The organism is Aquabacterium sp. (assembly GCF_004297345.1).
GTDB lineage: Bacteria > Pseudomonadota > Gammaproteobacteria > Burkholderiales > Burkholderiaceae_C > Aquabacterium.
In genome coordinates this window covers 1-10,739 of record NZ_SCTN01000511.1, presented here as the reverse complement: position 1 = coordinate 10,739, position 10,739 = coordinate 1, and the positions used below count along the sequence as shown (strand labels likewise).

Sequence of the window (10,739 nt, the reverse complement as noted above, 5' to 3'; positions counted from 1 at the left end):
ATGCAGCCTATGACAACGGCCAACGCTTCGAGTTGCTCAAAGGCCTGGACCCGCTCAAGGACCAGAGCTACTTCCTACACCGACTGAACCAGGCGCAGTTGAGCAAAACGATGTTCCCCGTGGGTGAACTGCCCAAGACGGAGGTGCGCCGCATCGCCGCCGAGATCAAGCTGCCCAATGCCAAGAAGAAGGACTCGACCGGCATCTGCTTCATCGGCGAGCGCCCCTTCCGCGAGTTCCTCAACCGCTACCTGGCCAACGAGCCCGGCCTGATCAAGGACGACCGGGGCCGCAAGCTGGGCGAGCATGTGGGCCTGAGTTTTTACACCCTGGGCCAGCGCAAAGGCATTGGCATTGGTGGCGTGAAAGAAAAAGGCGCCCCGCGCGGTGGTGGCGAGCACGACCCCTGGTTCGTGGCCCGCAAGGACATGGCCACCAACACCCTGTATGTGGTGCAAGGCCACGATCACCCCTGGTTGCTGCAACACACGCTCGTGGCCGATGACCTGAGCTGGGTCGATGGCAGAGGCCCTGCCCTTGGCGCGCAAGGCGTGGGCGCCAAGACACGCTATCGCCAGGCCGATGCGCCTTGCTCGGTAGACGCCGCTGACGTGAAGACGATCAGCCTGCGCTTCCCGGATGCGCAGTGGGCCGTCACGCCGGGGCAATCGGCGGTTCTGTATCAGGGCGACGTGTGCCTGGGTGGTGGCGTGATCGCCAGTGCAGCATGAGTGACGCGCCCCCGGTGCGGGCCGAGACGCCGGCATCCACGCTGCCCATCGTCATCCTCGATACCAACGCGCTGCTGGACTGGCGCGTGTTCAAGGACCCCACAGCGCACCCCATCGCGCAAGCCATCCTGGAAGGCCGCATGCGCTGGATCGCCTCCCCCTCAATGGAGCAGGAATGGCATCAGGTCTGGCCGCGCAGCTACCTCAAGGCCTGGTTACCTGACCCGATGCTGACACTGACGGTGTTCCAGCATGCCGAGTTCGTGGACGAACCACCGCGCGGCCCGTTCCGCTGCAAGGACCCGGACGATCAGGTCTTCATCGATCTGGCGCTGCACGTGGGCGCCACCTGGTTGTTCAGCAAGGATGCCGCCTTGCTCAAGCTGGCACGGCGAGCCAGAACACGCGGCGTGAACGTGATGAGCCTGCAGACCTATGCAGCGACCCAGAATGCTCAGCGCGCCTCACCTGCGGGCGATACACCCGACGCGGCCAGCTCGGACAAGGCCTGAGCCACGCGCTCAATGACAGGCGCCCACTGCCCGGCCTGCGGTCCGACCGCATCCTGGCGGAACAGGCGCATCACGCCGGGGTACCAAGGGGAATCAGCGCGATCGTCCATCCAGCGCCAATCGGTCTTGTAGTCGCTGAGCAGCACCCACACGGCTTGGCCCAAGGCGCCGGCCAGATGGACCATCGACGTGTCCACGCCAATCACCAGATCCAGGTTGCGCACCACTGCGGCCGTCTCATGGAAATCGCCCAGCGGCTCGGCCAAGGCTTCCAGAGGCTGATCGGCGGGTGGTGACAAGGCCTCTTCACTGCCCGCACCGCTTTGCAGGCTGAAGAAGCGCACACCCGGCACGCGCCACAAAGGCGCCAGGCTCACCAGTGAGGGCAATGAGCGCTGCGCATCGTTTTCATGCGCCGGGTTGCCGCGCCACACCAGGCCAACGCGCAACGCGGGCCTGGCATGCTCAACGTCTGCGTGAGCGCTCGGCACCATGCCTTGCGCCGCCCGTGCCGCCACCCGCACCGGGTCCGCGTGCAAATAAGGCAGGTGCGCCGGGATCGTGTCGAGCGTGGTGCCACAGACATAAGGCAAGCTCATCAAAGGCACCCAGCAATCCCATGCAGCCGGGGCAAAAGGTTCATCAAGCGCGAAGTAGTCATCCAGGCCATCTACTTCGCGCAACAAGCGCTTCAAGGCGGGCTGCCCCCAGATGCCGATACGGCCTGCGCCCAAGGCCTTGAGCACAGGCACATAGCGCACCATGTGGATGAGATCCCCGTGCGCCGCATCCGGCGCGATCAGGATCGATCGGCCTTGCAGCGCATCGCCCATCCAGCGGGTGATGCCGAGCTTGGCTTGCAACTCATGAGGGAAGGGGCGGCTTTCATTGCACAACCAACCTTCGCGCAGGTGCCCTTGGCGCATCAACAGATAACCGAGGTTGAAGCGGGCCTTGTCATAACCAGGATCCAGTTGCAAGGCTTGCTGCAGACAGGCCAGGGCATCATCCTCACGGCGCATGCAGGTCAGCATGGCGCCCAGGTTGGACCACACGGCCGGATCTTCAGGCTGCAACTGGATGGCACGCTGGAAGCTGGCTTCGGCTTGATCGAACTGAAGGCGCTGTGCCTGCAAAGTGGCCAGGTTCAGCCAGGCAGCAAACAGCGCGGGTGCGTGCTGCAAGGCTTGTTGATACGCCGATGCGGCCTCGTCCCACTGCTGTGAGTCTTCCAGCAGCATGCCCAGGTTGGACCAGGCTTCGGCCATGTCTGGCTGTAAAACCAAGGCGCGATGAAAACTCGCCATGGCGGCTTGAACCTGCCCGGCGCTTTGCTGCGCCACACCCATGGCAAAGGCGGCTTGCGCCTCTTGCTGGGTTTGCGCGAGGTCAGAGGGCTCGATGCCAGGGGCAGGCAAGTTGTTCATGCAACAGGGCGCACATCATCCGGGATGCACCAGCATACCCGCCCGCGCCAACGCTTTGCCCTGAATGAAGCCCGATGGCAACGCGCATACTTCATGCTCCAACATGGCCATTGCGCTGCTGCGCTACAAGGCACCCCGCACCATTCCCAAACGCCAACATGCCGTCACCATCCATCCGTCGCGCCCCCCCTCCAACACCAGGCCTGCGCCGCCGCACCGCACTCATGGCGATGGCCATCCCGGTGATGCTGGCCGCTTGCGCCTCGCTGCTGGGCCCGCGCACGGTCGAGATCTCCCGGGAAGAGCTGCTGACCAAGCTGGGCAAACAGTTCCCGACTACCAAGCGGCTCATGAAGCTGCTGGACGTGACGGCCGCCCTGCCCACGCTGGATCTGCAGGAGGAGAAAAACCGGGTGTCCGCCAGTGTGGACCTGACGGCCAGGGAGTTGCTCATGGGGCAGGAATACAAGGGCAAGGTGACGCTGAGCTTTGGCCTGCGCTTCGAGCCCAAGGACCTGACCTTGCGCCTGAACGAACCCCGCATCGAGCAAGTGGCCGTGGAGGGCCTGCCGCCTGTGTACCAGCGCGCGCTGAGCAACCTGGGCGCCAAGCTGGTAGAAGAAACGCTCAACGACTACCCGGTTCACCAACTCAAACCGGAAGACCTGCGCACGGCTGACCGCCTGGGCTACCAGGTCAAGGACATCGCCGTGACGCACACCGGCCTGGCCGTGCACCTGATCCCGCGCCCTTGATCCACGCCCTTGAGGCGCCCATGATGCGCAAACACCCCTGAAGAATCAGGGAGAACGTCCGATAAACCACCACGTGGACATTTCCGAATGGAACGAGTCATGGGTGGACGTTTGACATTGAGACAGAAGTTTGTAGGCGGCTTGTGCACGGTCCTGGCCGTGTCGTTGGTCGTGCTGCTGGGGATCCGCTTGCTGAGCAAGAGCGCCTTGTTCCATTACCTGGAGCGCGAGCACATGGCGGTGGTGGTCACCATGGCACACGATCTGGAGATGGCGACCGTGGCACCGGCCGCACGCCCCCTCACCCGCGAAGCCTTGCTGACCTCCATCAAAAAGGCGGACGACATCGCCGCACATGTGGACTACGAACTGTTCACGGTCGAGCAATGGGCGTTTAGGCTCATCGGCTTTGGCGATGTGATCGATGTGCCGCACAAGGACATGAAGGATCTGGCGCACCTGCGCGGCCTGATTGAAGCCGCCAGCGGCCCGGTCACGCCCGAGCTGATCCAGCAAATCCAGCCCGACATGGCCCAGGTGCTGCAGAACTCCAACCAGTTCGGCCCGATGGTGCAAAGGGCGGTCGAGGTGGTCAAGATGATCGTGATCGCGACCAACCTGCTGGGCATTGCAGCCTTGTGCGCCGCGTTCTGGCTGATTCGCCAGGCTACGTTGGCGCCGTTGGGCGAAGCGCTGCAGACGGCACGCCGTATCCAGGCTGGCGATCTGGCCAGCCCGGTGGCGGTGCATTCCGACGATGAGATGGGCCAGTTGATGCAGGCCTTGTCCGACATGAAGGACGGCCTGGCCAGGGTGGTGGGCGACGTGCGCCAGCGCTCGCAAGCCGTGGCCCACAGCATGGACGAAGTGGCCACCGGCCATGGCGACCTGTCTCAGCGCACCGAGCAACAAGCCTCGACCATCCAGCAGACCGCCTCCAGCGTGGTGCAACTGACGGCCGCCGTGCAGCAGAGCGTGCAGAACGCCCAGACGGCCGATCACCAAGCCTCATCGGCCGCGCAGATTGCCGCACAAGGCGGGCAGACCGTGGACGAGGTGGTCTCCAGCATGTCGCAGATCCTGCAGTCGTCCAAGAAGATCTCGGACATCATCAGCGTGATCGACGGCATCGCCTTCCAGACCAATATCCTGGCGCTCAATGCCGCCGTGGAAGCCGCCCGCGCTGGCGAGCAAGGCCGCGGTTTTGCCGTCGTGGCCGGCGAGGTGCGCACCCTGGCGCAACGCAGCGCCTCGGCCGCCAAGGAAATCGCCACGCTGATCCGCGATTCGGTGGACAAGGTGGAATCGGGCTCGCACCTGGTGACGCAGGCCGGGCAGACCATGAGCGAGGTCGTATCGGCCGTGCGACAGGTCTCTGGGCTGATCTCCGAGGTCAACGGCTCGCTGGTCGAGCAGGCCAGCGGCATCAGCCTGATCGACCAGGCCATGAGCCAGCTGGACCAGGCCACACAGCAGAACGCCGCCCTGGCCGAAGAGTCAGCCGCGACCGTGGACGCCGTGCGCCAGGAGACCAATGCACTTGTCCAGACCGTGGGGCAGTTCCAGGTCGCCTGAAAAGTTGTGGACAATAACGATTCTCAGTGTTTTCACCTAGTCCCTCGTCCTTAGTCCACCTCGCCTTCTTCAGGTTTTCGCATCATGAGTATTTTTTCCGGCGACAGCCGCAGCACCTGGGCCGACGCCTTCATCGCTGGCATTCCTTACGCCGTTGCATCGGGCATGAAGGTGACCGAGCTGGGCAAGGGCACGGTGAGCCTGTACCAGCCCGCCCGCGACACCTGGACCGGTGACTCGGAACTGCAGATGATCCACACCGGCTGCCTGAGCGTGCTGGCCGATACCGCCTGCGGCCTGGCCGTGGGTGCCGCGATGGACACGCCCGAACCGATCGCCACGCTGGACCTGCGCATGGACTACCTGCGCCCGGCCATGGCCAACACCGAACTGGTGTGCAAGGCCGAGTGCTACCGCCTGTCGCGCAGCATCGGCTTTGTGCGCGGCCAGGTGTTCCAGATCGGTCAGGACGAGCCCGTGGCCACCGTGAACGCGACCTTCATGCGCGCCACGGCCAACACCCGCCGCAAAGACATGGCCGCAGCAGCCCCCGCCGGTGCCGATGCCAAAGCGGCACTGACGCCCACGCAAGCCGCTGCCAGCCTGAGCTCACCAGCCAGTATCGAGCCCAGCCCCGTGTTCATCAGCCAGCGCGCGGATGTGCCTGAATCGCTGGCCCTGCCGCCCGGCCGCTCACCGTATGTGGACTTCCTCGACATCCACCAGCAGATGCAGATCGACGCGGGCCCCATCTTCCGCCTGCCGTTCAAGCGCGAGCTGATCGGCAATCCCGTGCTGCCGGCACTGCATGGCGGCGTGCTGGCCGGCTTTGGCGAGACGGCCATGATCCTGCACCTGACCAACACCAACCCGGCCATCAAGGGCGTACCACGCGGCATCGATTTCGCGATCGCCTACATGCGCTCGGCCAAGCCGGCGGACACCTTCGTGCAAGGCACGACCGTGCGCCAGGGCAACCGCGTGGCACTGGTTCAGGTGTCGATCTGGCAGGACGATCCGCAGCGCCCCGTCGCGCAAGCACGCGGCCATTGCCTGATGCCGCGCGACGAAGGCTGATCAGCATCGCGTCAGCCAACTGAGGTCTGCCCTGCCTGCGCCTTACAGGCCGCGCGCCTGGATGTCCTGGCCCAGGGCCTGCAACATCTGCTCATAAGACACCTTCGGTGCCCAGCCCAGGGCACGTGCCTTGGCGGTCGGGAAGTGGCTGTCCCACGCGATGAGGTTGAGTGCCTCGCGCGTGACCGGCGGGCGCTGGCGCTGGAAGAAGCGCCGGAACAGCGGCTCGACCACACTGGCCCCGAGGTACGCCGCCCAGCGCGGGATCGAACGCGGCAGCGGCGCCTTCATCAGCGTGGCCAGGTCATTGAAGTAGCGCTGCCAGGTCACGGGCAAGTCGTCTTCGATGTTGAAGGCCTGCCCATAGGCGGCGGGCGTTTGCGCGGCCAGCAGCATGAAGTCCGCCACGTTGTCGACCACCGTGAGTGCGGCATGGCCGTGGCCCCCGCCAATGAGCGCGGGCAAGCCCTGGCGCAAGGCATGGGCCGCATCCAGCAACCACGGGCCGGATCCTGGCCCCACGATATTGGCCGGTCGCACGATGCACACCCGACCACCCTGTGCCTTGAAACGCCAGGCCAGCCTCTCCTGGCCTTGTTTGGCCTTGCCGTAAGGCCCTTGCGGCTTGCCCGGCAGAGCCTCTTCTGCGCACGCGCCACGCTGAATCGCATCGCCGTACGAGCAGATGCTGGTGGTCAACACCACGATCGACCGGTGACGCAAGGCCGCCTCGAACACATGGGCCGTGCCGCCCACGGTGACACGGTCATGCGCCGCGTAGCTGCCGGCATCGCCCACGAGCGCAGCCAGGTGAAAGATGTGCGAGCAACCCGCTGCAGCCCTGCCCACATCACCAGGGTTGGTGATGTCACCGCGCAAGATCTGCACGCGCGCACCCCAGGCTTCAGGCACACGTTCGTTGGGCAAGGCCAGCACGCGCACAGCCCATGCCGTGCGGGCCAGTATCTGGCTAACCAGTGCCTGCCCCAGAAAGCCGCAACCACCGGTGACCAGTACAGTCAATTCACGCTCGTTCATGCTGGCACTCACTTTGTCTGTTTCTGAACCTGCCCGAAGTGCGCCTCGCCAAACAAGTGGCTGGCCACATCACCCGGGAACGCCCAGAAAGGCGTGCGCTCACTGGACGTGGCGCAGTTGGGATACGCAGGATTGGCAGAACGCCCGGCCAGGGTCTTTTCCAGCACCATGGAGATGTACTGGTCGTTGCTGCCCTCCAGCGTGTTGCCATTGAGGATGACCTCGACACCCGTTCGCTGTGCATACTGCCTGACCGCATCGATGCGCGAATTCATCGGCTCGTAGGCATCAACGCCCACGCCGTTCTCGCTGGTCACGCGGATGCCATCGGGCACACGCGCGGCCATCGAGTGATTGCCTTCGGTATGGCCGGGAGTGTGGATCAAGGCCAGGCCCGGGCCCAAGCTGAGGCTGCTGTCAAAGGTGATGACACGGTCCGGGGCGATGCCGTCGATGCCGTTCGGGCAGTACCAGTCGGCCTGGATGGGCAGCAGGGCTTGCGTGGACGCCCATTCCTGACGATGCACCAGCAACCTGGCCTTGGGGAAATAACCAGGCTTGCCCTTCGAGCCCAACCACTTGCGCACGTCATGGGTGTGCAGGTGGTCGTAGCTGATGTAGTCGACCTGATCGGGCGTGATGCCGCACTCGGCCAACGCACCTTCCACAGTGTTGTACTGCGGTGCCACCACATTGATCAGGCTGCGCGGCACGCCCTGAGCAAGCCGCTTGAAGAAAGGCGTTTCGCGGTTGGCCTCGTGGTCTGTCGGCGAGAGCATCAAGGTGCGCAGTACCTTGTCGTGATCGCGGTACTGCACCACGAACAGCTTGTTGAACAGGTGGATCAAGGGGAACTTGAACCCGCGGTGCGCGAACACGCCGGAGAAGGCGTAGTAAGTCGGATAAGGCGCGCGGATGAGGTCGAAGCTGCGATAGAACAGCACCTCGGGCTCGGCCATCATGCGCTCGTGCAGTGCCTGGGCGCGCTGGCGCACCTCCTGCAAGCGCACTTGCGGACTGGTGGAGACACGCGCATGGTCGAAGTCGGCCAGCGCCTTCATGCCTGCCGGCATGGGCGTCGAAGTCAAGGTCATGGGAACTCGCTAAAGGATGGGAAAGGAGCGCGTCTTCAGTGGCCGGCCATGCGGGCGGTGACCAGGCGGTTCATCCAGTCCGGCGACAGCTTCGACAGCAGGTAGAACAGCTTGGTCTGCATGCCCACCGGGGTGTGAACAGGCAGGCTGCCTGGCGAGCTCCGGGCCAGACGCCAGATACTCGCTGCGATGTCATCGGCCGACAGGCGCACGCCCAGCGTCTGCACCGTCTTCATCTTGCTCACGTCGTTGGCCACCATGGCCGTGTTGACGAACAGCGGCAGCACATCGACCACGCGGATGTCGAAGCGTTGCCACTCGATGTCCAGCGCCTCGGTGAAGCTGCGCACGGCCGCCTTGGTGGCCGAGTAGGTCGACAACATGGGCTGACCATACAAGGCCGATGCCGAACACAGGTTGACCACGCGGGCCTGCGGCGTGCGGCGCAGATAAGGCAGCGCCAGATGGCAGCCGTTGACCACGCCTTTGAGGTTGATGTCGATCAGGCGGTGATGGCGGATCAGCTCCGCCTCTTCGAAGTAATTCGTCACCGACACGCCAGCGTTATTGACCAGCACATCCAGACGCCCGCCGGCAGCTTTGAAGAACGCCTCCAGCTGGTGGGCCCAGTCATCGGTATTACTGACGTCCAGCCTGCCTGCATGCCCATAAGCGCTGCCCCCAAGATGCACCAGCAAAGACTGCACGCCGGCCTCATCCACGTCATACAAGCCGACGAACCAGCCGGCCTTGGCAAAGCGCTCGGCAATGGCACGGCCAATGCCGGCGGCGGCCCCCGTGATGAAGATGCTCTTGGTGCTCGTGGTCTGACTCATGGACGCTCCTGATCTGATGCCAAGCATAGCGAGCCCAGGGTTGACCTGTCTTGACGCCATCGGCCATGTTTTTAACAATTTCATCCATGCGCCATCCCGCCACCGCCAGCTCTACCCGCCCCTTGCCCACCAGGTTGTACGAGCGGGACGCGATTCAAGGCATGGTCCCCCTGACCTTTCTGCGGGTGCTGGCCAGCTATCTGCAAGCTAAGGGTGTGGCGCCAAACGAGCTGATCCCCGAACGCTACAAGCTGGACGACATGCCGCATCTGGGCCGCATGCCCGCGCAAGACTATTGCCTGCTGCTGCTAAGGGTTGCCGAGCGCTTGCAGGATCCGCTGCTGGGCCTGCACCTGGGCCAGGCCGTGCAACCGGCTCAACTCGGCGCCCTGGGCTACGTGCTGCTGGCTTGCGAGAACCTGGGGGCGGCACTGATGCGCATCCAGCGCTACCACCGCCTAGTGCATGACATCAACCCGATCGAGCATGCCCTGGTCGATGGGCAACTCGAACTGCGCTGGGGCATCGCGCGCGGCAAACCCGGCGCCCTGTTTGACGAAACGGGCATCACGAGCATCGTGCAGTTCGGTCGCGACCTGTGCGGCCAGAACCTGCCGTTGACCGCCGTGGATTTCGTGAACCCGCCACCGGATGACGCTCGCCCCTATACCCGCTACTTCGGCTGCCCTGTACGCTTTGCACAGCCCATCACCCGCCTGGTGATCCCTCTGGAAACGCTGGCCACGCCCTTGCGTCGGCCTGATCCCACCTTGCTGAAGTTGATGGAAGAACAGGTGGACGCCGCCATGGCGCAGTTGCCTCAATCTGGCGATCTGGGTGACATGACCAAGCGTGTGGTGGCCCACATGGCGCCACAAGGCATGCCCGAACTGGAGCATGTGGCCCATGAGTTGCGCCTCTCACCACGCGTGTACTACCGTCGTCTGGCCGAACAAGGCCTGAACTTCAGGGACCTGCGCGAAACAGCCTTGCAGCAACTGGCCGAGCTGCACCTGCGTGACGAGCGACTCACGCTGGCCGAAGTGAGCACCCTGCTGGGCTACTCCGAGCAAAGCGCCTTCACACGGGCCTTCAAGCGCTGGACGAGCCTGTCACCCCTGCAATGGCGGCAACAACAACGCCACGCTGGGCCGGCTCACTGAAACAGGCTCAGATCGACACAAGCCGCCATGGCTTCATAACCCTTTGCATTGGGATGAAGATGATCGCCGCTGTCATAGTCAGGGCGAAGATAGGCTGGCGCCTGCGGATCACGCATGCCCGCATCAAAGTCCACCACGCCATCGGCCGCCCCGCCCTGGCGAATCCAACTGTTGATCTCGTTTCTCACGCGGTCCACGGATGCTCGCCCGTGCAAAAAACCAATGTCACGGTCACCCAGCGTGCGGTAGAACGAACCCGTTGACGCGCCCTTCGCAGGCATCAAGGTGCCCAGGATCACGCGCAGACCTGCTTGACGAAACTGCCCGATGGCCGTCTTCATCCCGTTGATCAGCTCGTCTGCTCGAGGCGTCCATGCCGAACCCAGATCGTTGATGCCAATCAGCATGAGCACATCCGTTGCGCCCGCCACCTTCAACACGTCCTGACTCAAACGGCTCAGGCCCGCCGGCCCCAGCACGGGAACAAGCGCATCCGATAACAAGCGGTTGCCACACATCGCGGCACTGACC

11 protein-coding genes are annotated in these 10,739 nt (G+C 64.1%); 6 read left to right on the top strand and 5 right to left on the bottom strand.

Annotated features, from left to right (window positions below; translation table 11 throughout):
* Positions 1-731, top strand: a 731-nt coding sequence (mnmA, locus tag EPO09_RS19835; protein ID WP_290645902.1) for a tRNA 2-thiouridine(34) synthase MnmA, incomplete at its 5' end; no start/stop codon positions are given.
* Positions 728-1,243, top strand: a complete 516-nt coding sequence (locus tag EPO09_RS19830) for a putative toxin-antitoxin system toxin component, PIN family (protein ID WP_290645900.1) — start codon at positions 728-730, stop codon at positions 1,241-1,243. The genes mnmA and EPO09_RS19830, both read left to right, overlap by 4 nt.
* On the opposite strand, the gene EPO09_RS19825 is transcribed toward EPO09_RS19830, so the two are convergent.
* Positions 1,186-2,670, bottom strand: a complete 1,485-nt coding sequence (locus EPO09_RS19825) for a tetratricopeptide repeat protein (protein WP_290645898.1) — start codon at positions 2,668-2,670, stop codon at positions 1,186-1,188. The genes EPO09_RS19830 and EPO09_RS19825 overlap by 58 nt on opposite strands.
* A gap of 158 nt (positions 2,671-2,828) precedes the next feature.
* Between EPO09_RS19825 and EPO09_RS19820 the strand changes: the two genes are divergently transcribed.
* The 3 genes from EPO09_RS19820 to EPO09_RS19810 all read left to right on the top strand — a co-directional run bounded on the left by EPO09_RS19820 (position 2,829) and on the right by EPO09_RS19810 (position 6,077).
* Positions 2,829-3,425, top strand: coding sequence for a DUF1439 domain-containing protein (locus tag EPO09_RS19820; RefSeq protein WP_290645896.1), 597 nt, complete (start codon positions 2,829-2,831; stop codon positions 3,423-3,425).
* Positions 3,426-3,524: 99 nt separating this feature from the next.
* The gene (locus tag EPO09_RS19815) at positions 3,525-5,000 is read left to right on the top strand and encodes a methyl-accepting chemotaxis protein (RefSeq protein WP_290645895.1); all 1,476 of its coding nucleotides are present in this window, start codon (positions 3,525-3,527) and stop codon (positions 4,998-5,000) included.
* Between the two features lie 84 nt (positions 5,001-5,084).
* Positions 5,085-6,077 carry a hotdog domain-containing protein gene (locus tag EPO09_RS19810; protein WP_290645893.1) on the top strand — a complete coding sequence of 331 codons (993 nt, stop codon included), beginning with the start codon at positions 5,085-5,087 and terminating at the stop codon, positions 6,075-6,077.
* A gap of 42 nt (positions 6,078-6,119) precedes the next feature.
* On the opposite strand, the gene EPO09_RS19805 is transcribed toward EPO09_RS19810, so the two are convergent.
* Genes EPO09_RS19805 through EPO09_RS19795 form a run of 3 tightly spaced genes read right to left on the bottom strand, consistent with a single transcriptional unit; the run spans position 6,120 to position 9,045 of the window.
* The gene (locus tag EPO09_RS19805; RefSeq protein WP_290645891.1) at positions 6,120-7,115 is read right to left on the bottom strand and encodes an NAD(P)-dependent oxidoreductase; all 996 of its coding nucleotides are present in this window, start codon (positions 7,113-7,115) and stop codon (positions 6,120-6,122) included.
* 8 nt (positions 7,116-7,123) lie between these two features.
* Complete coding sequence (locus EPO09_RS19800; RefSeq protein WP_290645889.1) at positions 7,124-8,209, bottom strand: hypothetical protein; 1,086 nt, start codon at positions 8,207-8,209, stop codon at positions 7,124-7,126.
* Positions 8,210-8,244: 35 nt separating this feature from the next.
* Complete coding sequence (locus tag EPO09_RS19795) at positions 8,245-9,045, bottom strand: SDR family oxidoreductase (RefSeq protein ID WP_290645887.1); 801 nt, start codon at positions 9,043-9,045, stop codon at positions 8,245-8,247.
* Between the two features lie 86 nt (positions 9,046-9,131).
* On the opposite strand from EPO09_RS19795, the gene EPO09_RS19790 reads away from it, so the two are divergent.
* A complete protein-coding gene (locus EPO09_RS19790; RefSeq protein ID WP_290645885.1) occupies positions 9,132-10,208 on the top strand; it encodes an AraC family transcriptional regulator in 1,077 nt (358 codons plus the stop codon).
* Here the strand turns inward: EPO09_RS19790 and EPO09_RS19785 are convergent.
* Positions 10,202-10,739: GDSL-type esterase/lipase family protein (locus EPO09_RS19785; RefSeq protein ID WP_290645882.1), on the bottom strand; the 538-nt coding region annotated here is incomplete at its 5' end. The genes EPO09_RS19790 and EPO09_RS19785 overlap by 7 nt on opposite strands.

Coding starts and splice junctions, on each gene's coding strand:
- EPO09_RS19795 (WP_290645887.1), bottom strand. CDS start 9,045: ATGAGTCAGACCACGAGCACCAAGAGCATCTTCATCACGGGGGCCGCC.
- EPO09_RS19790 (WP_290645885.1), top strand. CDS start 9,132: ATGCGCCATCCCGCCACCGCCAGCTCTACCCGCCCCTTGCCCACCAGG.
- EPO09_RS19805 (WP_290645891.1), bottom strand. CDS start 7,115: ATGAACGAGCGTGAATTGACTGTACTGGTCACCGGTGGTTGCGGCTTT.
- EPO09_RS19825 (WP_290645898.1), bottom strand. CDS start 2,670: ATGAACAACTTGCCTGCCCCTGGCATCGAGCCCTCTGACCTCGCGCAA.
- EPO09_RS19800 (WP_290645889.1), bottom strand. CDS start 8,209: ATGACCTTGACTTCGACGCCCATGCCGGCAGGCATGAAGGCGCTGGCC.
- EPO09_RS19820 (WP_290645896.1), top strand. CDS start 2,829: ATGCCGTCACCATCCATCCGTCGCGCCCCCCCTCCAACACCAGGCCTG.
- EPO09_RS19830 (WP_290645900.1), top strand. CDS start 728: ATGAGTGACGCGCCCCCGGTGCGGGCCGAGACGCCGGCATCCACGCTG.
- EPO09_RS19815 (WP_290645895.1), top strand. CDS start 3,525: ATGGGTGGACGTTTGACATTGAGACAGAAGTTTGTAGGCGGCTTGTGC.
- EPO09_RS19810 (WP_290645893.1), top strand. CDS start 5,085: ATGAGTATTTTTTCCGGCGACAGCCGCAGCACCTGGGCCGACGCCTTC.